Source organism: Streptomyces sp. NPDC028308 (assembly GCF_055565855.1).
The window spans coordinates 277,416-301,351 of the sequence record NZ_JBVHTO010000014.1 but is presented as its reverse complement, the minus strand read 5'-3'; the positions used below and the strand labels follow the sequence as shown (position 1 = coordinate 301,351).

The window sequence follows — 23,936 nt, the reverse complement described above, 5'->3', positions numbered from 1 at the left end:
ACGGCGTGGGGGCGGGCCCGGAGCACCGGGTCCGCCCCCACGCACGACGGTCAGAGTCCGACGCCCGCCAGGACGTCGGACGGCTCGACGGGCAGCTGGACCGGCGCCGGCAGGACCGGGGCCCGGCTCGTGTCGTCGCCGACGGTCACGGCCCGGCGCAGCCCGTGCCGCTGCGACGGGGACTTCTTCGGGTGTGCCGAGGGGGCCGCCCCTCGACCGTCCGGCTCGTCCCGCTCGTCCGGGTCCGTGGACGGATCGCCCGACGGAGTCCCGGAGGGCCGCGCCGGTGGTGCGACCGTGCCCGCGACGGACAGCGAATCGGGGCTCGCCGCCGGGGAGTCGGTCGCCCAGCGCTGGTCGTCCGAGCCGTCCCGCTCCTTGGTCACCACGTCCGCCTTCGGATCCGTGGCGGCGGGTGCGACGGCCAGCTCCTCCTTCCACCGAGGCAGCAACTCGCCCTGGACGGTGAGGTCGTAGCGCACGTCGTCACCGCGCTTCGCGTCCTCGGCGACGCAGCGGCCCAGCACGACGAGGCCGGAGGCGTCGGCATGCGAGTCCAGGCACAGTCCGGGAGCGGCGACGCTGCGCAGCAGGCCGTCCTCCTCGTAGGACCACTGCTGGGTCCACGCCGAGGAGCACACGGCGAGCGCGGTCCCGGTGCCGGCCTCCGCCTTGCCGCCTCTGACGTCCAGGCACAGGTCGGCGGCGAGGTTGCGCAGCCGGGTCTGGCGCGGGGCGTCGGGCAGACCCGCGGAGTCGGGCGGTGACGTGGCGCCGGGCGGGGTCCGGGAGCCGGGGGCGGGCGAGGCCGCGGTGGCGCCGGTGGCGCCGGTGGAGGCGGCCGGGCCGGTGGTCCCGCCGTCCTGCGACCAGACGCTCGCGACGAGCACGGTCGCCAGCACCGCCGCCGAGGCGATGCCGACGCCGGTGACGACGGCCTTGGCGTCCGGCCCGCGCTGCGGGTTCCAGCGGCCGGGCGTGGGGATGCGGGACATGAGCCGGTGGCGTGCGCCTCCCGCGGCCCGTCGCCGTCCCCGTCCGCCAGCCGGACGTCCGCCGCGGCGCGGGCGGTCGCCGCCGGTGGGGACGCTCACACCGCTGCGCGCCCCCTCGCGGCGGCCGGGGCGGGATTCCAGGTAACGCCTGGCACCCCAGCCGAGTACCGATTCGGCGAGCAGGGTGCCCAACCCGCTCTCGAAATAGCCCAGTTGTTCGGCGGCGAATCGGCAGTGGCGGCACTCCTGGAGATGCTGCCGGACATCGGGGAGCAAGGCGCCGCCCCGCCGAATGGGAACGTCCAGCAGCCTGTTGTAGAAGCGGCATTCCTTGCTGGGCGCGAGTTCCTGATGGGCGCGTACACAAGCCGCCCGGAATTGTTCACGCGCCTGCTCCAGCGCGGCAGCGGCGGAGCCGGTGCCCAGCCCCGACAGACCGGCCGGTACGGATATGGGCTCGGCCTCGACCTCGGTGTGCCACAGCAGGCACTGGGCGAGTCCGGACAGGCTCAGGAAAGCGCGCTCGGCGAGCCTGCGGTTCTCGGGTGTCACCGTCGTCGCCGCCCGCAGGCCGCGCGCCCCGGCGGGCTTCGCCAGCTGCGGCAGCACGGCGGTCACCGGGTCCTGGCCGGACCAGTCCGCCACCGTGTCCCGGACCGTGACGAGCAGCCGGGGACGCAGCGCGGCGCCGGACCCGCCCAGCGTCAGGTCCTCCAGGACCTGGTGGAAGGACGCGGCGGCCACCATCGAGGCGACGCCCGCCGAGGAGGCGAGGCAGATGACGGAGTAGTCGTACGCCGACTGCCAGTGCCGTGCCATGAGCAGGGCCACGGAGTGCGGCGCCCCGCCCTCCGGTCTGCCGCTCAGGCGGGCGGCCAGGCTCTCGTCGGATTCGCCGGCGGGCGGCCCGGGCCTCGGGGGATGAGCGGGGGGTGGGGGGTGGGGGGTGTGCACAGAGCGGATTCCTTCCAGGGTTCACACCGGCAAGAGTTCCGCTTGCCCGAATGACCCTTCGTTGGTGCGTACCTTTTCGGCGAGCGCGGGGGAAAGCGGCCGGGGACGAGGCCGCGGGGCGACCGCTGCCGAGGGCCTTTCGAGCCTGTCGACGGCCCGAAATACCGAAGTGGTGAATCAGACCTGGTCATTGCCCCTGCGCAGGGAGTTCACCCTCGCACAACTCGCGTTCGACCAACAAGGCACTTGGGCAACATCCGCGGCAATTGAAATTCCGTCAGCAAGGGCGGGACGACTTCTCTCGCTCGCACCGGCATTCGATATCGGAAGCGCCCCGTGTGAAGTCCTCGCTCGCGCCGGCGCCCCGCGCACGCTCCCGGCGCGCGAAAAGCCGTAGTCCACTGGGAACCGGCCCTTCTCGGAGGCCCCGCGCGGGACGGCGGCTCTCCCGCGCGAAACCGGCCGCCGGCCCTGCTCCTCCCGCCCTCGGCCGGCGGCCCCGAAGGGTGTCGAGCGGGCCGCGCGCGTGGACGCGACGCCCGGTGGGAGCGCTCCGACGGCCCGGACGGACGTGCGTGCGACCGCCCTGCGACACCTTCGTCGATGACCGCCAACCGCTCGCAACTGACCGCGTGTGAAAGGAATCTGACGGACAGACACCTTCAGCGGACGGAGGACCGGCGGCATGCGTCCGTCCCGCCCCGTGCGGAGCCCTGGTCCGGGGGCCTGCACCGGGTCCCCGCCGCGCGTGGCGACCGGGACCGTCCGTCCCCCGGGTGCCGGACCGCGCCACCCACTAGGCTGGAACACGAGTGACGTTGCTTGTTCACTGTGGGTGTGCGCAAGGGAGTGGCGACGATGGGCCCGGTGCTTCCCCTCGACGAGTCGGCCACGGCACGGGCCGTCATCGACGAGCACGGCATCGTGCGCCACTGGAACGAGGGCGCGCGCCGGCTGCTGGGACACGCGGCCGCCGACGTCGAGGGCCGTCCCGCCGCCCGCCTGCTCGCCTCCGCCGGCCTGCCCGCGGCCCCCGCGCCGGACCAGAACCGCTGGAGCGGCACCCTGGACCTGCGGCACCGTGACGGCGGCACACGGACCGTGTCCGTCCTCGCCCATCACCGGCGGCCCGGGAGCGGCGGACCGGGTGACTGGCTCGTGCTCAGCCCGCTGGAGGGCGTCCGCGCCTCCACGGACGACCTCCTCGTCCTCGCCGCCCTGGACCAGTCCCCCTGCGCGACGGCCGTCTACGACGACCGCATGCGCCTCCGGGGGATCAACGACGCGATGGCGGGGGTCATCGGGCTCCCCGAGGACCGCGTCCGCGGACTGCGGGTCACCGAGATCAGCGGCACTCCGCAGAGCGCCGACCTCGAACGCCAGATGTGCGAGGTGCTGGTCTCCGGCACCCCGCGCGACGTCGAGACCTATCTGCGCTCGGGCGGCGAGGAGCACGCCCACGCCTGGCTGGCGCGGATCGCCCGGCTGACCGACGCGGACGGCCGGGTGCGCGGCGTGTGCGTGTCCGCCCACGACTTCAGCGACCAGTACCGGGCCCGGCAGCGGCTCCAGGTCGTCAACGAGGCGAGCGTCCGCATAGGCACCACCCTCGACGTGACGCGTACGGCCCAGGAGCTCGCGGACGTCTGCGTCCCCGCCCTCGCCGACTTCGTCAGCGTCGACCTGCTGGAACCCGTGGACCACTCGGGCGACCCCACCCCGGCCCCGGTCTCCGCACCCGTGACCCTGCGCCGGGCCGCCCACCGGTCCGTCAACCCGGGTGCTCCCGAGGCCGTGGTCGGGCTGGGCGAGGTGGACGTCTACCCCGCCTCCTCACCGCAGGCGGACTCCCTGCTGGCCGCGCGGACCATCGTGGCGCCGGACGAGACCGCCGCCCTCGCGGACTGGCTGTCCTGGGACCGCCGGCGGGGCGAGCGGGTCGCGGAGTACGGCATCCACGCCACGATGTCCGTCCCCGTCCAGGCGCGCGGCGCGACCCTGGGCGTCGCCGTCCTCAGCAGGTTCCGCCGCCCGGACCCCTTCACCGCCGAGGACGTCCTGCTGGCCGAGGAGATCACCGCGAGGGCCGGGGTGTGCATCGACAACGCCCGCCGCTACTCCCGCGAACGCGAGACCGCGCTGGCCCTGCAGCGCAGTCTGCTGCCGCGCTCCCTGCCCCGGACCGCCGCCGTCGAGGCGGCCTCGCGCTATCTGCCCGCCGCGCGCGCCGGGGTCGGCGGCGACTGGTTCGACGTGATCCCGCTGTCCGGGATGCGCGTCGCCATGGTCGTCGGCGACGTCGTCGGCCACGGGATCCAGGCCTCGGCGACGATGGGCCGGCTGCGCACCGCGGTGCGCACCCTCGCCGACATCGACCTGGCGCCGGAGGAGCTGCTGACGCACCTCGACGACCTCGTCGTACGGCTGTCCGCGGAGGCGGGCAGCGACGGCACCACCGGCGAGCTCGGGGCCACCTGCCTGTACGCCGTGTACGACCCGGTGTCGCGCCGCTGCACCGTCGCGCGCGCCGGACACCTCCCGCCGATCCTGATCCCGCCGGACGGTCCGCCCCGGCAGCTCGACGTGCCGGCCGGGCCGCGGCTGGGTCTGGGCGGCATGCCCTTCGAGTCCGCCGAGTTCGAGCTGGCCGAGGGCAGCGTGCTCACGCTCTACACCGACGGGCTGGTCGAGAGCCGCGAGCGAGACCTGGACGCCAGCCAGGAACTGCTCTGCGACGTGCTGGGGCGCTACTCGGGCTCCCTGGACGACACCTGCCACGAGGTCCTCCAGCACCTGCTCCCGCCGGGCGGCGCCTCCGACGACGTGGCCCTGCTGCTCGCCCGGACCCGCGAGCTGCCGTCCTCCCAGGTGGCGGCCTGGGACGTGCCGGCCGACCCCTCCCTCGTCGCCCCGGTCCGCAAGCGCGTGGTGGAGCAGCTCGACGCCTGGGGACTGAGCGAGGCCGGGTTCACGGCCGAGCTGGTGGTCAGCGAGCTCGTCACCAACGCCATCCGCTACGGCGACCACCCGATCCGGCTGCGCCTCATCCACGACGACACCACCCTCATCTGCGAGGTCTCCGACAGCAGCCACACCGCGCCGCACCTGCGCCGGGCCAAGACCTTCGACGAGGGCGGCCGGGGGCTGCTGCTGGTCGCCCAGCTCACGGAGCGCTGGGGCAGCCGGCACACCGCGGAGGGCAAGACGATCTGGGCGGAGATCGCGCTCCTGGAGGAATGAGACGCCGCCGGCGTGCGCGTCCGCCCGAACGGTGAGCACGGCTGGGGGTCCCCCGCGGCCGGGTCCGCTGCGGTCCGCCCGGCACGGCCTGCTTTCATGAACGGGCACGAAGAACCGCGCCCGGAGGACCGAACCCTGAACACCCCGCTCGCCGAAGCACTCTCGGTCGTCCTGCTCGTGGCCGTCCTCGTCTGCGCCGTGGTCCGCCCCTTCGGGCTGCCCGAGGCCGCCGTGGCGGTCCCCGCGGCGGGCATCGCCGTCGCGACCGGCGCGATCTCGCTCGACCACGCCCGCGCGGAGAGCGCGCATCTGGGTCCGGTGGTCGGCTTCCTGGCCGCGGTGCTGGTCCTCGCCCGCTACTGCGACGAGGAGGGCCTCTTCCAGGCGTGCGGGGCGTGGACGGCCCGCTGGGCGGCGGGCAGTCCGGGGCGGCTGCTGACCGCCGTCTTCGCCCTCGCCTCGGCGATCACCGCCGTGCTGAGCCTGGACGCCACCATCGTGCTGCTCACCCCGGTGGTGTTCGCCACGGCCGGCCGGATGGGTGTCCGCCCCAAACCGCACGTGTACGCCTGCACGCACCTGTCGAACACGGCCTCGCTGCTGCTGCCGGTCTCGAACCTCACCAACCTCCTCGCGTTCACCGCGAGCGGGCTGAGCTTCACCCGTTTCGCCGCCCTGATGACGCTGCCCTGGCTGGTCGCCATCGGCGCCGAGTACCTGGTGTTCCGGCGCTTCTTCGCCCGCGACCTGAACGCCGCCGCCCCCGTGCCGAGCGCCGGCGCGCCGCCCGAGGTGCCCGTGTTCGCGCTGGTGACGGTGGCCTGCACGCTGGCCGGTTTCGTCGTCGCCTCCGCGCTCGGCGTCGACCCGGCGTGGTCCGCGACGGCCGGGGCGGCCGTCCTCGCCGTCCGGGCCCTGGTCCGGCGGCGCACGACACCGCTCGCGGTGGTGCGCGCCACGGCGCCCGCCTTCCTGGCCTTCGTGCTGGCGCTGGGCATCGTCGTACGCGCGGTGGTCGACAACGGACTGTCCGACGGCCTCGGCCGGCTCCTGCCCGAGGGGACCGGGTTCCTCGCCCTCCTCGGCATCGCCGCCCTGGCCGCCGTCCTGGCCAACCTGATCAACAACCTGCCCGCGGTCCTCGTCCTGCTGCCGCTGACCGCCGCGTCCGGTCCCGGCGCCGTGCTGGCGGTGCTGCTGGGCGTCAACATCGGGCCGAACCTGACCTACGCGGGGTCCCTGGCGACGCTGCTGTGGCGGCGTATCGTGCACGAGCACGACCACGGCGTCGATCTCGGCGAGTTCACCCGGCTCGGGCTGATCACCGTGCCGGCCGCGCTGGTCTCCGCCGTGGCGGCGCTGTGGACGGGACTGCTGGTCTTCGGAGGCTGATGGACATGCGGGTGATCGCCTGGCTCGTCGAGGGGACCTGGCCCGCGTGTGTCGACGCCGTGCGCGCTCACGCCCCGGCAACCGCGGACGTGGTCCTGCTGCACGTGAGCGAGCCGGACGTACCGGGTCTCGCGCACGGCGCCTTCGCGGGCCTGCTCGGCCGCGGGCACCCGGAACGCGACCCCGGGAACCGCCTGGAGGACCTGGGCACGGTGTCGGCGGCCCGTCTCCTCGACGCCGCGGCCGAGCGGCTCGGCGGCCCCTGCACCCGGCTGGAGCGCACCGGGCACGCCGAGCGCGAGGTGGTCGAAGCGGCCCGGGGCGCCGGCCTGCTCGTCCTGGCGCGCGACGGCGACCGCGCCCGTCTCGGCCCGCACAGCCTGGGGCCCGCCGGACGTTTCGTCGTCGACCACGCGCCCTGCCCGGTGCTGCTGGTCTGGCCGGAACCGGCGCCGGACGTCACGACGCTGCCGCCACCGCCACCGCCACCGCCCGCCTGAACCCGGTCAGTGCCGGTGTCCCCGGCCGCCCCGGCCCCACCAGCCGTGTCCGTCATCCCCGCAGGTGGACCAGGAGCACGTGTCCTGACCGGGACCGCCGGACGGGGCCTCGGTGGGGGCGGGGGTACGCGTGGCCGTCGGTGACGGGGGCGCGGAGGGCTTCGGGCTCGCGTCCCGCGGTGACGCCGGGCGGTCCGCGGAGTCCCAGTCGACCGACTCCGGTCTCAGCCGGTCCGCCGACGTGTCGGTCACCCAGCGCTGCTCCGCGGACTCGTCCGCCCGGGGCTTGAGGACCAGCGCGGCGCCGTCCCGCGAGGAGGCGGGCGTCAGCGCGAGATCCCGGTTCCACCGGGGGACCAGGGAGCCCCGCGGGGTGAAGTCGTAGCGCACGTTCCCGGTCCCGGGCCCCGCGGCGTCGGTGCACCCGCCCAGCACGACCGAGTCGCCGAGGTGGGAGTCGAGGCACAGGTCGGGGGCGGAGCCGCTGCGCAGCAGCCCGTCGGTCTCGTACACCCACTGCTGGTCCGCCGCCGCGCCGCACGGGACCAGCACCGCCTCCGCGCCCGCCACCGGCCTCCCCCGGTCCAGGCCGACGCAGAGGCCGCTCGCCGTGTTGCGGAGCCGGCCCCGCAGCGTGCCGACGGGACCGCGGTCCGCGGCGCTCACCCAGGAGGGCGGAGAGCCGGGCGCGGACTCCTTGTGCGGGCCGTTCCCCCCGGCCGGACGCCCGTCGCCGTCCCCCGAGGCCGCCCACACGATGAGCGGTACGAGGACGCAGACGCCCGCCGTCAGGGCGGCGAGGGCGAGATGCCTGCGGTGGCGTGCGCGGCGGTACGCGCGCAGCGTGGCCGTGCGGGACCCGGCGCGCGGCGGCCGGGCGGGGGCCGGGCGGGGGCCGCCGGGGTACCGGACCCGCCGCGAGACGCCGTTCCGGTGACCGGCCCGGCCGGAGCCGCGGTGCCGGTGGACGGCTCACCGCCGGGCACCCCGCCCGGCCACGCCGTCCGCTCCTCGCCGGGCCCTTCGTCGGCCTGCCCTGGCCGGGAGTCCAGGTAGTCCCGCGCACCCCAGCCGAGTACCGCCTCGGCCAGCAGGAGGGCGAGCCGCCCGTCGCGGTGGTCGAGCTGCCCGGCGGCCTGCCCGCAGTGCCGGCAGGTGGCGAGATGGTCGCGCAGGTCGGGGTCCAGGATGTCGTCGTCGCGCCGGAGGGACACGTCCAGCAGGCGGCTGTAGCGGCGGCACTCCTGATCGGGGGCCAGTTCGCGGTGGACGTCGAGACAGCCCGCGCGCAGCAGCGAGCGTGCCCGCTCCAGCTTCACGGCGGCGTCCTCGGTGCTCAGCCCCAGCAGTGCGGCGGGCGCCTCCAGGGGCTCGGCCTCGACCTCCGCGTGCCAGAGCAGGCAGCGGGCGGGCGCGCCGAGCCGCTGGAACGCCCGGGAGACCAGACGTCCGGTCGCCGTGGGCAGGAGCCGGCTCGCGGCGCGTTCACCGTCCTCGGCGGCGGACAGCAGGGCGGGGTGGAGCAGTTCCCGGCGGTGGTCCGTGTCCCACTCCGCGGCGATGCGCCGTACGGCGACGAGGACCTCGGGCCGCCAGGCCGCCGTCGGACCGCTCCCGCGCAGGGCCTCCTCGAAGAGGCGGGTGAACGCGGCGGTGGTCAGCATCCCGGCGGGGTGGGGACCGTCCGCGCACAGCAGCGCGTACGAGAAGGCGGATTCCCAGTGGCGGGCGAGGAGTTCCTCGACGGGTCGGTTCGCGGGCCCTTTTCCCGAGTGCTTCTTCAGTTCGACGGCGAGCTGTTCGTCCGTCGGTTCGGGTGCTCGGCCGGGGGCGGAGGAATTCGGCGGAGCGAGGTCATTCACGTTCACTTTCCTCCTGAAGCCCGCGCGGCGAAAAGTCCGTACCAGAGTTCCGCGACAGGGGGTCACCAGAAACGCAAAAAGCGTGCAGGGGGAAACGAAATAGGCCGCCCCCCGTCAGGCACGGCACACCTTTGCACAGGTCACGGAGGCGGAACAAGACATCCCGAAACTTTCGCGACTCCGCCCGTGGAACGCGGATTGACGAATTGTCAGCAAGGCCCCTCCACGGCTATTCACCTCTGCCCGCGCCCGGGCGGCGCGGGCTACTCCCCGAGTACGTCGCGGAGTTGGGCCCGCGAGGTGATACCCAGCTTGGGGAAGATCCGGTAGAGGTGGAAACCGACCGTTCGGGGCGAGAGGAAGATCCGCTCACCGATCTCGCGATTGGTGAGGCCGGTGGCGGCGAGCCGGGCGATCTGCACCTGCTGCGGGGTGAGTTCGGCCAGCGCGTCGGCGGCCGGCGGTGTGCCGGGCGTGACGCCCGCCGCGCGCAGCTCCGCGAGCGCGCGTTCACGCCAGGGGCGGGCACCGAGCCGGTCGAAGACGTCGAGCGCCGCGGTGAGCAGCGGTCGCGCCTCCACCGAGCGTCGCCTACGGCGCAGCCATTCCGCGTAGTCGAGGCGGACCTGCGCGCGCTCGAAGGGCCACTGGTCGCCCTCCGGGCCGGCGAGGGCGGCCAGGAAGTGCCGTTCGGCGTCGTCGGGTGCGGCCAGGAGCGCGCTCGCCCGGTGCACGATCGCGTCGAGCCGCGCGGACACCTCGCCCCGCGCGAGCCGGCGGCGGACGGCGTCGAGGACGCGCCGCGCTTCCTCGGCCCGTCCCGTGCGCACGGCGGCCGCGGCGAGGTCGGCCAGGTGGTAGTCGGAGGCGTGGTAGTGCAGGGGTTCGGGTTCCGGGTCCTGGGTGTAGACGGCGCGGAAGCGGTCGTAGGCGGCCGGATGGTCGCCTTCGGCGAGCGCCGCCGCGCCCAGCGCGTAGTGCGCCCGCACCTGCAGGCTGCGGCAGTTGGGCAGGTCGATGCCGTGCGATGCGCGCTGTACGGCGGCGCGCGCCTCCTCCGTGTCGCCGCGCAGGGCGAGCAGGGTGGCCCCGAGGACGGGTGAGCCGACGGCCACGTTCTCCAGGCCCGCCTCCGCGGCCGTGCGGTACGCCTCGTCGACGGCTTCCTGACACGCGGCCCAGGAGCCGTTCTCGTACAGGGCGAGGGCGAGGGCCTGGGCGACGGTCGCGTTGGCGCCGGCGGTCGGGGAGCGTCGCAGGTGTTCCAGCGCGGCGCCGAGCAGGCGTATCGCCTCGGCGGTCTCGTCGAGGATCCACGCGGCGGCGCCGGCCGCGGTCAGGCGGGACAGCCGTTCGTCCGAGCCGCCGGGGCCGGGCTCCGCCGCGGGCTCGGTCCAGGCCGTGCCGCGCAGCATCGAGAGGGCCCGGGTCCGGTGCAGCAGCGGGTCGCAGCCGGCCAGGATCCACAGCCGGGCCGTCTCGTCCCGCTGGGGCGGCACCCGCTCGGCGGTCCGCAGGATCTTCTCGCGGTGCGTGAAGTCCCCGGCGTTGTAGGCGGGGGTGGTCGCGGTGCTCAGAGCGTCCAGGGCGAGCCCGGGATTCGTCTCGACGGCGGCCTCGGCGACCGGCAGCAGGAAGCCGAGCGAGCCCTCGAACTGGGTCGTCACGGCGAGCGCCCAGCCCGCCCGGAGGGATGCCTCGGCCAGCACGGCCGGGTCCTCGGCGATCGCCGCGACGCGGGAGGCGATCTGGCCGACCCAGCGGGGGTGTCCGGCGTACATCGCCATGGTCGCGGCCCGGACCAGGCGTCGCGCGCGCACCTCGGGGTCGGGGGTGAGCAGCGCCGCCCGCTCCAGGGCGGTGGCCGCCGCCGCGTAGCCGCCCCGGCGCCGGGCGCGCGAGGCGCTGTCCACCAGTTCCCGGGCCACCTCCTCGTCGACGCCGGAGACGGCGGCGGCGCGGTGCCAGGCGCGGCGGTCGGGTTCGCCGTCGAGCACCTCGGCCAGCGCGCGGTGGGCGGCGTGGCGTTCGGCGTAGGTCGCGGCCTGGTAGACGGCGGAGCGGATCAGGGGGTGGCGGAAGCGTATGTGCCCGTCGGCGATGCGGACGAGGCCGGCCCGTTCGGCCGGCAGCCAGTCGCCGGGGCCGGGCGGGCGGTCCGGGGCCGTCGTCTCGGCGGCGGACAGGATCACCGGCAGCTCGGCCGTCTCCGCGGCCGCGGCGAGGAGCAGCAACTGCCGGGTGGCGCCGGGCAGTCCGGGCAGGTCCGCGGCGAAGATCTCCTCCAGCCGGCCGGTCAGCGGCAGCGTCCCGTCCTGGGCGGCGGCCGGGTCGCGTCCGGCGGCGCGGGCCAGCTCCACCAGGGCGAGCGGTACGCCCGCGGCCTGCTCCAGGATGCGGGAGCGGGCGCGTCCGACCGGCGGCCGGGGCTGGACGTCGAGGAGCCGGCCGGCCGCCGCGGGCTCCAGCGGCTCGACGGCCAGTGTCCGGGCCTCGCGGGCGAAGGGCGCGGGTACGCAGCCCTCGCGTGCCGCGACGAGCAGGGTGAGCGGTTCCCCTTCGAGGCGCCGGGCGACGAAGGCGAGGACGTCGAGCGTGCCCACGTCCAGCCAGTGGGCGTCGTCGGCCACCAGGAGCAGCGGGCCCCCGTTCGCCGCGTCGGAGAGCAGCGTCAGGGCGCCCAGCGCGGTCAGCAGCGGGTCGGCGGGCTCGGCGCTCTCCTCGATCCCGAACACGCCGAGCAGTGCGGCGCGTTGACGGGCGGGGAGCCCGTCGGCCAGGTCGAGGACCGGCCGCAGCAGCTGGTGGAGTCCGGCGAACGGTAGCTCCGACTCGCCCTCGCAGCCCCGGCAGCGCAACACCCGCGTTCCGGCGCGCCGGGCCTGGCGGGCGGTGGCGTCCAGCAGCACGCTCTTGCCGAGTCCGGGGCCGCCGGTGACCAGCAGGACCTGGGCCGACGGGTCGTCCACCAGCCGGGCGAGCAGCTCCAGTTCGTGTTCGCGGCCGACGATCCACTCGTCTCCGGCGGGCGTCATGCGGCGAACCGGAGGACGGCGTCGGCGACCGCCCTGGGGTTCTCGAGGAGCATGGCGTGGGTGGCGTCGATTCCGGTGACCGTCAACTCGGCCCGGTACTCGGCCAGTTCGGCGAGTTCCCGCTCGATGTCCCTCGCACCGGCGGCCGTCGGGGCGCACGACCAGTCCATGCCCGGGATCGGCGGCGCGGTCCGCAGCGCACGGCCGAGAAGCAGGGGCCGCGTGGTCCGCCGGAGAAGGCCGAAGAGGTCGAGCGAGTCGATCGCGGCGCGCATCTCCCGTACCTGGGCGCGCTCGGGCCGCAGCGCCAGCCGTCCGTCGGGCCCGTCGTGGGTCGCGCGCCGGACGCCGGCCTCCAGCAGTTCGTAGGGGATGCCGAGCCGCTCCGACAGGGTGCGCTGGAGCGCGAGGAGTTCCTTGAGTCCGTCGGCCGGCAGCGGACGTCCGGACGCGGCGAGCGCCGGATCTTCCTCGCTCCCGGGGTCCCCGTCCGGGCCGGGGCGTCCCCACCCGAACCCGTCCAGGTTCACCGCGCCCGGGGTGACGTCGGGGTGCTCCAGCGCGTACAGGACGGCGAGCACACCGCCGACGCAGTGCCCGACGGGCAGCGCGTCCGGGATGCCGTGCTCCTTGAGGACGCCTTCGAGGTCGCCGAGCAGCTCCGGGACGCTCCAGGCGCCGGACGGGGAGAGGCCGTGTCCGCGCAGATCCACGGCGAGCACCCGGTGTCGGCGCACGAGCATCGGCGCGACGGCCGCCCAGTCGGCGAGGGTGCGGCCCGCGCCGTGCAGCAGGAGCAGGGGCGAGCCCTCGCCCCCGTGGTCGTGCACGGCCAATGCGCCGCGGTCGTTCCTCATGTCATGACAATAAGGCCTCCGCGCCGGGCCTCAGAATGAGCTCCAGCGTCGCCAGCGGACCGCCCGGGAACTGCTGGAGCCGCCCGCCGCCCGCCAGCGGCCCGAGATCCACCGCCGCCCAGCCCGCGCGCCGCACGAGACCGGCGATACGCCCGTTGGCGCCCGGGTGGTTCCCGGAGAGGAAGATCACACGGCGTCCGGCGGGGGTGCGCGGGTCGGCTCCGAGCAGGGCCGGCGGCAGCGTGTTGAACGCCTTGACCAGGCGCGCGCCGGGCAGCAGAGCGGCCACGACCTCGCTGGACGGGCGCCCGCCGAGCTCGGCCGGCGTGTGGCCGGGCCCCAGCGGGTTGGTGGTGTCGACGACGATCCGTTCCTGCCAGTCGGACGACTCGGCGGCCCGCACCGCCTCCCGCAGCCGCCGCCAGGGCACGGCGAGCACGACGATCTCCGCGACGGCCGCCTCCTCGACCGTCGCGGCCGTCAGTCCGGGCCCGAGGGCGTCGGCCAGGGCCCGCGACCGCTGCGGGTCCCGGCTGTCGCTGACGACGACCCGCTCCCCGGCGGCCAGGAAGCGGACGGCGAGGGCCTGTCCGACGGCTCCCGCGCCGATGATCCCGATGGGCATGCGTGCCTGCTCTCCCGTGGTGCCCGGCTTCTCCGACGTGCGCACCGGCCAGCATCGGGCACGGGCCGGGGCCGTGCTTCTGTCGCGTGACCTGATTCGGCGGCGCCGGGGGGCCGCTTGACTCGCGGCGGCCCGGCACGCTTGGATCTTTCGCGTGCCGTGGTGGAACCCGGCACGCAGAGGTGCGCCCAGCCGGTAGCGGACTCGGTCCAAGCCCGGCCACAGTCGCCAGGACCGCCGACGCGTCCGAGGCGGGGTCGTACTCGCGATCGATGGAGCGGACATGTCCGTCACGCGTGTGGGCCGTGCCCGGCCCCTGCGAACCGTCGCCGCGGCCCTGGCCGTCCTGACCGCGCTCGCGGGCTGCGGATCGGGGTCCGGCGGGGCCGGGAAGAACGATTCGGGCGGCCGGGAAAGCGCGGCCACGGCCCCGGACGAGCACGGCGGCCCGAAGCCGCGCGAGGACTCCTCCTCGCGGGCCGGGGTGCGCCTGCCGCCGCTCGGCGCGGACTTCGACTACCAGATCGGCGGCGCCTATCCTCCGCCCGCCGGCGTGCGCGTCGTCAGCCGCGACCGCTCGGCGACGCCCGCGCGCGGCCTCTACAACGTCTGCTACGTCAACGCCTTCCAGGCCCAGCCCGCGGAGCGCGACGCGTGGCCCGCGGACCTGCTGCTGCGCGACGCGGACGGCGAGGTCGTCGTGGACCGCGACTGGAACGAGGCGCTGCTGGACATCGGCACCCCGGCCAAGCGCGAGCGGGTGGCCGCGCGGGTCGCCCGCTGGATCGACGGCTGCGCCGCCAAGGGCTTCGACGCCGTCGAGCCGGACAACTACGACAGCTACACCCGCTCCCGGCACCTGCTGACCGCCGACGACGCCGTCGCGTTCACCAGGCTCCTCTCGGCGCACGCCCACGCCCGGCATCTGGCCGTCGGCCAGAAGAACACGCCGGAGCTGGCCGGGCGGCGGAAGGCTGCCGGGCTCGACTTCGCGGTGGCGGAGGAGTGCGGCCAGTACGACGAGTGCGGGGTCTACGCGAAGGCGTTCCGGGACCGGGTGCTCGTCATCGAGTACACCGACAGCGGCTTGCGCAAGGCGCGCTCCGCCTTCGGCGACCGGCTGAGCATCGTCCGCAGGGACGTCCTGGTGTCCACGCCGGACGACGAGAAGTACGTACGCCGGACCCGCTGACGCCCGGCCGTTGCCGTGGTGGCGCACGGCGGGCACCCACCCCCGCCCCGAGCCTCCGGTGCCCCGGATGGGTGCCCGTCCTTCGTGCCCGCAGGTGACCGTCCGGCGTGGGAGCGGCGGCCCGGGGCGGCCGGACGCGCATCCTCGACGCACGCGACCGGCGGACCCGCCGGTCACAGCCGTGCGGGAGGAAAAAGCCGTGCCGACACGCACCACCGTCCGCAGGACGTCCCGGACCCTCACGGCGGCGGCCCTGCTGGCCGCCGCCGTCGGATGGGGCGTCGTGGGGGAGCCCGCGGCGAGCGCCGAGCGGCGCGCCCCGGCCCCCGGCGGTTCCGCCCCCGCCACCCTGTGCGCGCAGGCGGGCACGCTGAAGGGCGAGAACGGCCAGCGGGCCTCCGTGAACCTGTGCGCGAGCAGCGGTGGTCCGACCATGTCGGTGTCGGCCCCGGCGACCTGCCGCCGGGCCGGCACGTCCGTCGCGTACGCCTGTACGACCTCGGGCAGCTGGACGGCGCGGCGCGCGGGCGAGACCGTCGCCTCCGGGACGCTGCCCGGCGGACGCGACTACCCGGGGCCCGGCACCTACGACATCAGCGGCGAGGTGCACGTCCGCTCGACACCCGCGGGTGTCGACCTGCGCGGCCGGGTGCACGCCACGCTGACCCTGTCCGGGCCGAAGGCCGCGCCCACCCACCGCATCGACGTCGACCGGGACTCGCTGCGCGCGGGCTCCACGACCACCGTGACCTACACGGTCGCGCGGGAGAGCGAGCAGGGTGACGGCAGCGCCCGCTTCGGGCTCATCGGCGAGGAGGGGTCCGGGGTGGAGCTGACGACGTCGGATCCCCGCTGCGTCAACCCGCTGACCGGCCGCTATCCCTCCACGGAGCGGAGCATGCACGCCCTGGACTGCGCCCTCACCGAACTCCAGCCGGGCCGGCCCGACACGGTCGTCGTCCACGTCTCCTTGCCCGAGTCCTGCTCCACGGTCGTCTCCAAACTGGGCTACTGGATGCCGCAGGGCCAGGCCGTCTACACGGGCGGCATGCTCGTCGGGCCCACGCTCACCTGCGCGGACCGGCCCTCCGCCGCCGGGGTCGGACGGGACGGGTGAGCAGGTCGAGCGCCCGCTCCCAGCGGAACTCACCGCGTCCGCCGTCCTCCCCCGGCGCGCCGTCGTACGGGTCGCCGAACCGGACGCCCATGCCGCCGAGCCGTTCGACGCTCGCGCGGTAGGCGGGGTGGGCGGCGAGCGCCTCGTTCACACAGGGCAGGACGGATATGGGCACGCCGAGACCGTACGCCTCGCACAGGGTGCCCAGGGCCAGGGTGTCGGAGATGCCGCCGGCCCATTTGTTGACCGTGTTGAAGGTGGCCGGTGCGACGGTGACCGCGTCGGGGGCCGGGAACGGGCGCGGGTCGCCGGGCGAGCGCCAGGCGGAGCGGATCGGGCGGCCGGTCCGCTGCTCGGCGTCCGCGGTGTCGAAGAAGCCGAGCGCCTGCGGGGTGGCGATGACGCCGACCTCCCAGTCCCGCAGGGCGGCGGTGATCAGCGTGCCGACGTCCGCGGCGACACCGGCGGCGCAGACGACGACGTACAGGAAGGGCTTCTCGGCGCGTTCGCTCACCCGAGCACCCTAATGACCCGGGTCCTGACGTCCGGATCCGGTCGGCGTCGCGCGGTCCGGAGCGGCACATCGCCGCTCGCGGCCGGTCCGGACGGCCGGAGCTAGCGCAGGGGCAGGGTGTCCGCTCGTTCCGTCTCCGGGCGGGGGCCCCTGATCCGGCGCTCGGCCTCCTCGATCCGCACGTCGTCGATGCTCGCCTCGCGGCGCGTCATCAGGCCGTGCTCGTCGAACTCCCAGAGCTCGTTGCCGTACGAGCGCCACCACTGGCCGTCCGCGTCCCGGGACTCGTACTGGAAGCGCACGGCGATCCGGTTGCCGTCGAAGGCCCAGAGGTCCTTGCGCAGCGCGTACTCGTACTCCCGTGCCCACTTGGCGGTCAGGAGCTCGACGATCTCGGCGCGGCCCCGCACGAAGGTGTCGCGGTTGCGCCAGACCGAGTCCTCGGAGTACGCGAGCGAGACCCGGTGCGGGTCGCGGGTGTTCCAGGCGTCCTCGGCCGCCCGGACCTTCTGTGCGGCGGTCTCGCGGGTGAAGGGCGGAAGCGGTGGACGGTCGCTCATGGCGTCCTCCTCGAGGCGGGGCGCGGACGCCCACGACGGAGAGAACGGCCGTTCTCTCGATGGCTGCTAACGTAGAGAACGGTGGTTCTCACGTCAAGGAGCGGACTTCGGATGGACAGCACGGCCGCCCGTGAACAGGCAGTGGCCCTCGCCCGGGACCAGGCCCTGGACGCGGCCGAGGAGTTGTTCTACGGCCGCGGTATCCAGGCCGTCGGCATGGACGACGTGCGCGGCACCTCCGGCGTCTCGCTCAAGCGGCTGTACCAGCTGTTCCCGTCCAAGGAGCTGCTGGTCGAGGCGTATCTGGAGCGGCGTGACGTCCGCTGGCGGCGGCGGCTGGCCGAGTACGTCGACCGTCGGGAGGACCCGGCCGAGCGCGTCCTCGCGGTCTTCGACTGGCTGGAGGGCTGGTTCGCCGAACCCGGATTCCGCGGCTGCGCGTGGATCAACTCGTACGGCGAACTGGGCGCCACCTCGCCGCGGGTGGCCGCGCGGGTGCGGGCGCACAAGCAGGCGTTCAAGGGCTGGCTGGCGGCGCTGGTGGCCGACGCGGGGCGGCCGGCGGCCCTCGCCGAACAGGTGTACCTGCTCGCCGAGGGCGCCATGGTCACCGCGGGCGTCGAACAGAGCACCGCGCCCGCCGCGCACGCGCGCGAGGCCGCCCGCGCGCTGCTCAACTCCCGGCCGTAGGACACGGATCGCGGACGGGTCCGGGACGTCACGCGGGTGTCGGACCGTCAGGCCCCCGACACCGTGATGGCGCTCACGGGACAGGCCCGTGCGGCCTCGCGCACCATGGGGTCACCCGCGCCGTCCTCGCGGCCGGGGACCAACTCGCCGAATCCGTCGTCGTCCTGGGTGAAGACGCCGGGGGCGGCCAGGGCGCACTGCCCGGCCCCGATGCAGACGTCCCTGTCGATGGTGATGTCGTAGTCCATGCCCGAAGCCTCTTACCAGGTCACGGGGAGTTCCAGCATCCCCTGGATCGTGTCCCCCGGTTTGAAGGGGATGTCCTCGGCCGGGGCGCCGAGCCGCAGTGTGGGGAAGCGCTCGAAGAGGGAGCGCAGGGCGATCTCCAGCTCGGCCCTGGCCAGGTTCTGCCCGAGGCACTGGTGGATGCCGAAGCCGAACGCGACGTGGTGCCGGGCCGGGCGGTGCCAGTCCAGGGCGTCCGGGGTCCCGAAGGCGTCCGCGTCGCGGTTGATGACGGAGGTGGAGAAGACGACGCCCTCGTCGGCCCGGATCGTCGCCCCGGCCACCTCGATGTCCTCGGTGGCCACCCGCAGCAGCCCGTCGGCGATCGAGAGATAGCGCAGCAGCTCCTCCACCACGTCCGGCCACAGCGCGGGTCGGGCGCGGAGTTCGGCCAGCCGCTCCGGGTGCCGCAGCAGCGTGAAGGTGCCCAGCGAGATCATGTTCGCCGTGGTCTCGTGGCCGGCGACCAGCAGGAGCGTGGCCAGTCCGAGCAGTTCGGTGCGGTCGAGCGTGCCCTCGCGCAGCCGCTCCTGGACGAGTTCGTCGAGCAGCCCGTCGCCGGGATTTTCCAGCTTGCGGTCGATCAACGCGCCGAAATAGGCGTCGAGTCGGTCGCGGGCGGCCTGGATGTCGGCCGCACCGGGGCCGCGCAGCAGTCTGCGGGACTCCTCCTCGAAGAAGTCGTGGTCGGCGTAGGGGACGCCGAGCATGGCGCAGATCACGGTCGAGGGCACGGGCAGCGCGAAGGCGTCCACGAGTTCGGCGTCGGGACCCTGTTCCGCCATCCGGTCCAGCAGCCGGTCCACGGTCTCCTGGATCCGGGGACGCAGCTCGGCGGTCCGCTTGAGGGTGAAGCGCGGCACCAGCATGCGGCGCTGCGTGCGGTGTTCGGGGTCGTCGACGCCGAGCAGGGCGACGCGGCGCGTGCGGGAGGCGGCGAACCGCTCCGTCGGCGCGGGGAACGCGGGCAGGGTGCGGTCGGACGACAGGCGCGGGTCGGCGAGCAGTTCACGCGCCTCGGTGTGGCCGGTGACGAACCAGACGTCACGGCCGTCGTACAGCGATATCCGCGACAGGGGCCCCGCCTCGCGCAACGGCTCGTAGGCGGCGGGCGGGTGGTAGGGGCAGGTGCGGTCCTGGGGGAAGGCGACGGGTTCTGTCATGAGTGACCTCGCAAGCGACGGTTCGCTCTTGCCGATCATCATTAGATGCCCAGGGCATCTACAGAGCCACGCGAAGTTCGGCCAGATGTACCTGCCACGCGATCTGGCTGAACCCGTACCGTGCGGGCGGTCCCGCGCCGGGCGGCAGCGGCCGCCCCGGGACCGGGTCGAACCGGCCCGGCCCGAGGGCCGGGACCGGTTCGGTCAGGGGTCAGGCGGGGGTGATGTTCTCCGCCTGCGGGCCCTTCTGGCCCTGGGTGACGTCGAAGGTCACCGCCTGGCCTTCCTGGAGCTCACGGAAGCCGCTCGCGTTGATGTTGGAGTAGTGCGCGAAGACGTCCGGTCCGCCGCCGTCCTGCGCGATGAAGCCGAAGCCCTTTTCGGCGTTGAACCACTTGACGGTTCCGCTGGCCATGCTGTGCCCTCCGGTTGAGATCGGGACCCGCACCGCGCGGGCCCCAGAGGTGATCGACCTGGTCGACCGCACAGCAAAGCGCCCGCGCCGGAGCGCGGGCAGGTACGGCGAACCACGACATCTGGCAGCGACGCTACACGGCGGAACCGGCGCCCACCAGAGAGCAATGGGACATGATCCGGACGGCGCGTCGCGCCGACGCCGCCCGGACCCGCCCCGGTCCCGTGCCGGCGACGCGTCCCCGGCCGGGCTCAGGGGCGTCCGGGGGCGTGACCGGCGGGCCGGGCCGGCTCGAAGGCGCGGGCCACGGAGAGGCTGTCCTCGTACACGTGGTGCCGGGTGACCAGCCCGTCCTCGACGGTGAGATGCAGGGCGAACCTGGCCCGGTACTCCCGTCCGGTGGCCGCCGCCGTCTGGCGGATCTCGCCGAGCACGACCGCGTCCCCGCCGTCGACGAGGACGCGCTCGATCGCGGTGGCCGCCGCGCCGGGCCTGTGGTGCGCGGCCAGCTCGCGGTAGTGGGCGGCGGCGTCGGCGCGCGTGGAGCGGTGGCGGATCCAGGGGGTCGCGGACCGCCCGTGCTCGTCCTCGGGCCAGCTCAGCTTCCAGTCACCCCGTTCGGCGTACAGCCCGGCGATCCGCTCCGGGTCCCCCTCGCCGATCCGGCGCAGCAGTTCCTCGACGACGGTGCGCGTGGCGGGGGTTCGGCCGTTGGCTGCGGACATGGCGGGACTCCCTCATCTCTACCGGTTCCGACCGGGGCTGCGGCGGCGTGACGACGGGTCCACCGTGCCCCGTCCGGCCGACACCGTCGGTTACCCCCGAGGTAGGGGCCTGGTTGATTTGCGCGCGAACCGGTGTTGAATCTTGACTGGACGACACCAGTACAACGCGACGATGGGACGGAAGACATGCCTCTTGAGGGTGAGTACGAACCCAGCCCGGAGCAATGGGTGCGCGACCAGGTGGAGTTGTACGAGAGTTCCGGCGGCACCAAGGGGACGACCCTCGGGAACACGGGCCTTCCCGTCATCATCCTCACCACCCGGGGCGCCAAGAGCGGCAAGATCCGCAAGACCCCGCTGATGCGGGTGGAGCACGACGGGCGCTACGCGGTGGTCGCGTCCCAGGGCGGCGCGCCCAAGCACCCGGTCTGGTACCACAACCTGAAGGCCGACCCGCGCGTGTCGCTGCAGGACGGCCCCGCCCTCCACGATCTGACCGCGCGTGAGGTCACGGGCGAGGAGAAGGCGGTCTGGTGGGAGCGCGCGGTCGCCGCCTATCCGCCGTACGCGGACTACCAGAAGCAGACCGACCGCGCCATCCCGCTGTTCGTGCTGGAGCCGACCGACTGAGCCGGACGGCCGCACGGGAGTGACCCGTACGGGCGCCGGTCCGCACGGGTCACCGCCGGTGTCGTACGGCCCGCGCGGGCGTGCGGGACCGGCGCCGCATGATCCGCCGCCTCCGGGGGCACCCGGACGTCAGGCCCCGCCGCGCTCCCCCGTCGCGGCGGGGCTTTCCGTCGCGCTCCGGCCCGCGGCCTCCCGGGCGGCCCGCGCGTCCGTCACGTCGAGGAATATCTGGTCGGCCTCCGGCACCAGCCGGGCGACGGAGCGCTTGATGCGGACGGCGACGTCCTCCACCTCCTCGCTGTCGAGCCCGGGGACCAGGTCGACGCGGGCGGCCACCAGGGTGGAGTCCAGGCCCATCTTCATGGTGAGGAGCGCCTCCACGCTGTCGATCTCGGGCTGGGCGTCCAGCACGGCGCGGATCCGGTCGCTGAGTTCCTCGTCGGCGGCCTCCCCGACGAGCTGGGCGCGCGCGTCCCGGCCCAGCCAGTAGGCGACGCAGACGAGCAGCGCCCCGATGGCCAGCGAGGCGGCGGCCTCCCACACGACCTGGCCGGTCACCATGTGGAGCACCATGCCGATGATCGCGAACGTCACACCGAGCACCGCGGTGCCGTCCTCGGCGACGACCGTCCGCAGGGCGGGGTCGCGCAGCCCGCCGCCCTGCTTGTGCACCTGGTGCAGCGCCCGCACCAGGGAGGCGCCCTCCGCCAGCAGGGCCACGCCGAGGACCACCAGGCCCGTCACATAGCCGGAGAACGACTCCTCGGCTCCGTTCCTGAGTGCCTCGACGCCCTGGAAGACGGAGAAGCAGCCGCCCATCACGAAGATCCCGACGGCCGCGAGCAGGGACCAGAAGAAGCGCTCCTTGCCGTACCCGAACGGGTGGCGCCGGTCCGCGGGGCGCCGGCTGCGCCGCAGGGCCGCGAGCAGGAAGACCTCGTTCAGGCTGTCGGCGACGGAGTGCGCCGCCTCGGAGAGGAGCGCGGGCGAACCGGAGACCAGACCACCCACCGCCTTGGCGACGGCGATCAGGAGATTGGCGCCGAGCGCCACCAGGACGGTGATGCGCGTCTTGCGGTCGGAGCTGGTCGGTTGTTGCGTCGAGTCGTTGGCCACAGGCCCCGGATGCCCGAGCCCGGCCCGCTCACACAGTGGCGTCGGCGGAAATCGGGGAACCCCTCCACCGAGGGCTCACGCGGACGGCGGCGGGCGGAGAGGAGAGGCGTGATGGGCGAGGACGGGTCGAACGCCGACTACGGCAAGAAGGAGTTCAAGCGCTCCGGCAGCCACTTCACGGACCGCGTCACCGCCGACGGACGGGACGGCTGGCCCGTCGAGGCCGGACGCTACCGGCTGGTCGCGAGCCGGGCGTGCCCCTGGGCGAGCCGCGCGCTGGTCTCACGGCGCCTCCTCGGGCTGGAGGACGCCGTGTCCCTCGCCGTCGTGGACCCGATCCAGGACGACCGGAGCTGGCGGTTCACGCTGGACCCGGACGGCCGCGACCCCGTCCTCGGCATCCGCTTCCTGAAGGAGGCCTACGAGGCCCGGGAGAAGGACCATCCGGGCGGGGTGAGCGTGCCCGCGCTCGTGGACGTGCCCAGCGGCAGGCTGGTCACCAACGACTACCGGCGGCTCACCCTGGACTTCGCCACCGAGTGGACGGACCTGCACCGCGAGGGGGCGCCGGACCTGTATCCGGCGAAGCTGCGCGACGAGATCGACGAGGTCATGGCGGGCGTCTACGACGACGTGAACAACGGGGTGTACCGGGCGGGATTCGCGAACCGGCAGGAGCGGTACGAGGAGGCGTGCGCGGGTGTCTTCCGGCGGCTGGAGTGGCTGTCACGGCGGCTGGCCGAACGGCGCTACCTCGTCGGGGACACGATCACCGAGGCGGACATCCGGCTGTTCACGACGCTGGTCCGCTTCGACGCGGTCTACCACGGCCACTTCAAGTGCAACCGCTGGAAGCTCGCCGAGGACCGGGTGCTGTGGGCGTACGCCCGCGATCTGTACCAGACGCCCGGGTTCGGCGACACGGTCGACTTCGACCACGTCAAACGGCACTACCACCAGGTCCACACCGGCATCAATCCGACCGGGATCGTGCCGCTGGGCCCGGATCCGGCGGGCTGGCTGACACCGCATCACCGCGCGGAACTCGGCGGCCGGCCGTTCGGCGACGGGACGCCGCCGGGACCGGTGCCCGAGGGTGAGGAGGTGCCCGTACAGGGGCGGCCCTGATCACCGAAGACCGCGTCGACCGACCCCGGCCTGCGTATTCGCCGCGGATAGGGACACACGCCAAGTGTCCGGCGACACCCCGGAGGCCGGCCGAAGGCAACAAGGAGAACCACATGTCGAAGAAGACGAAGAAGAAAACGCTCCCCCTCGCCTACAAGCCCGTCGGGTTCGTGCTCGGCTGGGCGGGAGGTGCGCTGGCGGGCAAGGCGTTCCAGACCACCTGGAAGGCGATCCGCCACGAGGACAACGCGCCGGACGCCCTCGACAAGGACCGCGGCTGGGGCGAGGTGCTGCTCGCCGCCGCGGTGCAGGGCGCCATCTTCGCCGTCGTCCGCAGCGCGGTGGACCGCACGGGCGCGAAGGCCATCGAGCGCTCCACGGGCGTCTGGCCGACCGACGACAAGACCGGCCGGGACTGAGCCGGAGCGGCGCACGGGCATCCGGCACTCCGGTGCCGGTGCCGTCCGGCGGCGGTCCTCGGACCGCCGCCGGCGCTCAGCCCTGCTTGGGGGCCGTGGCCGGGACGAGCCGCAGGGTGAAGGAGTGCCCGGCCGGATCGCTGTAGCCGCGCTCCTCGTACGGACCGGAGGCGTCCTTCGTCTCCAGCGGACGCCCGCCGAGGCCCACGACCCGGCGCTCCGCCTCGTCGAGGTCGTCGACGTGGAAGTCCAGGTGGGCCTGGAGCGAGTTCTCGGGGCGCGGCCAGCTCGGCGGCGTCGCCATCACATCGCGGCGGAAGGCCAGCCGCAGCCCGTCGGGGGCCTTGATCTCCACCCGGTTCGCGGTCGCGTCCGTCTCCTCGGCGTCCAGCAGTTCCTTGTAGAAGGTGGCGAGCTTCTCCGGCTCGGCACAGTCCAGCACCACGACGCCTGTCACTACCAGTGCCATGCTTCCTCCGTACGGTCGGGGCGCGGGCGGCGGTGCCACCTGCTGCCATACGC

The 23,936-nt window shown here is 74.5% G+C and carries 23 protein-coding genes; 9 read left to right on the top strand and 14 right to left on the bottom strand.

The annotated features are described in order from the left end of the window. Positions 1 to 50: 50 nt before the first annotated feature. Positions 51 to 1,949: an RICIN domain-containing protein gene (locus ACZ4VA_RS31945; protein ID WP_468083464.1), complete on the bottom strand. Its 1,899-nt coding sequence runs from the start codon at positions 1,947 to 1,949 to the stop codon at positions 51 to 53. 858 nt (positions 1,950 to 2,807) lie between these two features. On the opposite strand from ACZ4VA_RS31945, the gene ACZ4VA_RS31940 reads away from it, so the two are divergent. The 3 genes from ACZ4VA_RS31940 to ACZ4VA_RS31930 all read left to right on the top strand — a co-directional run bounded on the left by ACZ4VA_RS31940 (position 2,808) and on the right by ACZ4VA_RS31930 (position 7,081). Next, the gene (locus ACZ4VA_RS31940) at positions 2,808 to 5,189 is read left to right on the top strand and encodes a SpoIIE family protein phosphatase (protein ID WP_468083503.1); all 2,382 of its coding nucleotides are present in this window, start codon (positions 2,808 to 2,810) and stop codon (positions 5,187 to 5,189) included. Between the two features lie 96 nt (positions 5,190 to 5,285). Then, the gene (locus ACZ4VA_RS31935) at positions 5,286 to 6,581 is read left to right on the top strand and encodes an arsenic transporter (protein ID WP_468083462.1); all 1,296 of its coding nucleotides are present in this window, start codon (positions 5,286 to 5,288) and stop codon (positions 6,579 to 6,581) included. A gap of 5 nt (positions 6,582 to 6,586) precedes the next feature. Continuing rightward, positions 6,587 to 7,081: a universal stress protein gene (locus ACZ4VA_RS31930; protein ID WP_356172714.1), complete on the top strand. Its 495-nt coding sequence runs from the start codon at positions 6,587 to 6,589 to the stop codon at positions 7,079 to 7,081. 6 nt (positions 7,082 to 7,087) lie between these two features. On the opposite strand, the gene ACZ4VA_RS31925 is transcribed toward ACZ4VA_RS31930, so the two are convergent. The 5 genes from ACZ4VA_RS31925 to ACZ4VA_RS31905 all read right to left on the bottom strand — a co-directional run bounded on the left by ACZ4VA_RS31925 (position 7,088) and on the right by ACZ4VA_RS31905 (position 13,460). Continuing rightward, complete coding sequence (locus tag ACZ4VA_RS31925) at positions 7,088 to 7,747, bottom strand: RICIN domain-containing protein (protein ID WP_468083460.1); 660 nt, start codon at positions 7,745 to 7,747, stop codon at positions 7,088 to 7,090. Positions 7,748 to 7,869: 122 nt separating this feature from the next. Further along, positions 7,870 to 8,943 (bottom strand): RNA polymerase sigma factor, encoded by a 1,074-nt coding sequence (locus ACZ4VA_RS31920; RefSeq protein WP_468083458.1) that lies wholly within the window; start codon positions 8,941 to 8,943, stop codon positions 7,870 to 7,872. A 263-nt stretch (positions 8,944 to 9,206) separates the two neighbouring features. Next, positions 9,207 to 11,978, bottom strand: a complete 2,772-nt coding sequence (locus ACZ4VA_RS31915; RefSeq protein WP_356172709.1) for a helix-turn-helix transcriptional regulator — start codon at positions 11,976 to 11,978, stop codon at positions 9,207 to 9,209. Next, the gene (locus ACZ4VA_RS31910) at positions 11,975 to 12,835 is read right to left on the bottom strand and encodes an alpha/beta hydrolase (protein WP_356172706.1); all 861 of its coding nucleotides are present in this window, start codon (positions 12,833 to 12,835) and stop codon (positions 11,975 to 11,977) included. Before ACZ4VA_RS31910 ends, ACZ4VA_RS31915 begins: the two co-directional genes overlap by 4 nt. 1 nt (position 12,836) lies before the next feature. Beyond that, the gene (locus ACZ4VA_RS31905) at positions 12,837 to 13,460 is read right to left on the bottom strand and encodes an NADPH-dependent F420 reductase (RefSeq protein WP_468083456.1); all 624 of its coding nucleotides are present in this window, start codon (positions 13,458 to 13,460) and stop codon (positions 12,837 to 12,839) included. A gap of 283 nt (positions 13,461 to 13,743) precedes the next feature. Here ACZ4VA_RS31905 and ACZ4VA_RS31900 point away from each other — a divergent pair, with 283 nt between their 5' ends. Then, positions 13,744 to 14,652 (top strand): endo alpha-1,4 polygalactosaminidase, encoded by a 909-nt coding sequence (locus ACZ4VA_RS31900; protein WP_355792230.1) that lies wholly within the window; start codon positions 13,744 to 13,746, stop codon positions 14,650 to 14,652. Positions 14,653 to 14,851: 199 nt separating this feature from the next. Continuing rightward, the gene (locus ACZ4VA_RS31895) at positions 14,852 to 15,769 is read left to right on the top strand and encodes a hypothetical protein (protein ID WP_468083453.1); all 918 of its coding nucleotides are present in this window, start codon (positions 14,852 to 14,854) and stop codon (positions 15,767 to 15,769) included. Here ACZ4VA_RS31895 and ACZ4VA_RS31890 read toward each other — a convergent pair. Together ACZ4VA_RS31890 and ACZ4VA_RS31885 are read right to left on the bottom strand one after the other, a co-directional pair. Next, positions 15,720 to 16,283, bottom strand: a complete 564-nt coding sequence (locus ACZ4VA_RS31890) for a flavoprotein (RefSeq protein ID WP_468083451.1) — start codon at positions 16,281 to 16,283, stop codon at positions 15,720 to 15,722. The two genes, ACZ4VA_RS31895 and ACZ4VA_RS31890, sit on opposite strands and share 50 nt — an antisense overlap. Before the next feature lie 101 nt (positions 16,284 to 16,384). Next, positions 16,385 to 16,843 carry a nuclear transport factor 2 family protein gene (locus ACZ4VA_RS31885; protein ID WP_468083449.1) on the bottom strand — a complete coding sequence of 153 codons (459 nt, stop codon included), beginning with the start codon at positions 16,841 to 16,843 and terminating at the stop codon, positions 16,385 to 16,387. A 111-nt stretch (positions 16,844 to 16,954) separates the two neighbouring features. On the opposite strand from ACZ4VA_RS31885, the gene ACZ4VA_RS31880 reads away from it, so the two are divergent. Then, positions 16,955 to 17,533 (top strand): TetR/AcrR family transcriptional regulator, encoded by a 579-nt coding sequence (locus ACZ4VA_RS31880; protein WP_355786633.1) that lies wholly within the window; start codon positions 16,955 to 16,957, stop codon positions 17,531 to 17,533. A gap of 47 nt (positions 17,534 to 17,580) precedes the next feature. On the opposite strand, the gene ACZ4VA_RS31875 is transcribed toward ACZ4VA_RS31880, so the two are convergent. The 4 genes from ACZ4VA_RS31875 to ACZ4VA_RS31860 form a co-directional block, all read right to left on the bottom strand. Then, on the bottom strand, positions 17,581 to 17,781 hold the full coding sequence (locus tag ACZ4VA_RS31875; protein ID WP_355786636.1) for a ferredoxin: 201 nt from the start codon (positions 17,779 to 17,781) through the stop codon (positions 17,581 to 17,583). Positions 17,782 to 17,793: 12 nt separating this feature from the next. After that, positions 17,794 to 18,981: a cytochrome P450 gene (locus ACZ4VA_RS31870; protein WP_356172695.1), complete on the bottom strand. Its 1,188-nt coding sequence runs from the start codon at positions 18,979 to 18,981 to the stop codon at positions 17,794 to 17,796. Between the two features lie 211 nt (positions 18,982 to 19,192). After that, positions 19,193 to 19,396, bottom strand: coding sequence for a cold-shock protein (locus ACZ4VA_RS31865; RefSeq protein WP_004979083.1), 204 nt, complete (start codon positions 19,394 to 19,396; stop codon positions 19,193 to 19,195). Positions 19,397 to 19,647: 251 nt separating this feature from the next. After that, on the bottom strand, positions 19,648 to 20,121 hold the full coding sequence (locus ACZ4VA_RS31860; protein ID WP_356172692.1) for a nuclear transport factor 2 family protein: 474 nt from the start codon (positions 20,119 to 20,121) through the stop codon (positions 19,648 to 19,650). A gap of 186 nt (positions 20,122 to 20,307) precedes the next feature. Between ACZ4VA_RS31860 and ACZ4VA_RS31855 the strand changes: the two genes are divergently transcribed. After that, positions 20,308 to 20,751, top strand: coding sequence for a nitroreductase family deazaflavin-dependent oxidoreductase (locus tag ACZ4VA_RS31855; protein WP_355796117.1), 444 nt, complete (start codon positions 20,308 to 20,310; stop codon positions 20,749 to 20,751). A 129-nt stretch (positions 20,752 to 20,880) separates the two neighbouring features. Here the strand turns inward: ACZ4VA_RS31855 and ACZ4VA_RS31850 are convergent, their stop codons facing one another. Next, positions 20,881 to 21,867, bottom strand: a complete 987-nt coding sequence (locus tag ACZ4VA_RS31850; protein WP_356172689.1) for a cation diffusion facilitator family transporter — start codon at positions 21,865 to 21,867, stop codon at positions 20,881 to 20,883. A 111-nt stretch (positions 21,868 to 21,978) separates the two neighbouring features. Here ACZ4VA_RS31850 and ACZ4VA_RS31845 point away from each other — a divergent pair, with 111 nt between their 5' ends. Then, entirely contained in the window at positions 21,979 to 22,995 is a 1,017-nt protein-coding gene (locus ACZ4VA_RS31845; RefSeq protein ID WP_468083444.1) for a glutathione S-transferase family protein, read from the top strand. A 113-nt stretch (positions 22,996 to 23,108) separates the two neighbouring features. Continuing rightward, positions 23,109 to 23,414: a DUF4235 domain-containing protein gene (locus ACZ4VA_RS31840; RefSeq protein WP_356172683.1), complete on the top strand. Its 306-nt coding sequence runs from the start codon at positions 23,109 to 23,111 to the stop codon at positions 23,412 to 23,414. Between the two features lie 76 nt (positions 23,415 to 23,490). On the opposite strand, the gene ACZ4VA_RS31835 is transcribed toward ACZ4VA_RS31840, so the two are convergent. Beyond that, positions 23,491 to 23,883 (bottom strand): VOC family protein, encoded by a 393-nt coding sequence (locus ACZ4VA_RS31835; RefSeq protein WP_355792594.1) that lies wholly within the window; start codon positions 23,881 to 23,883, stop codon positions 23,491 to 23,493. Positions 23,884 to 23,936: the final 53 nt, after the last annotated feature.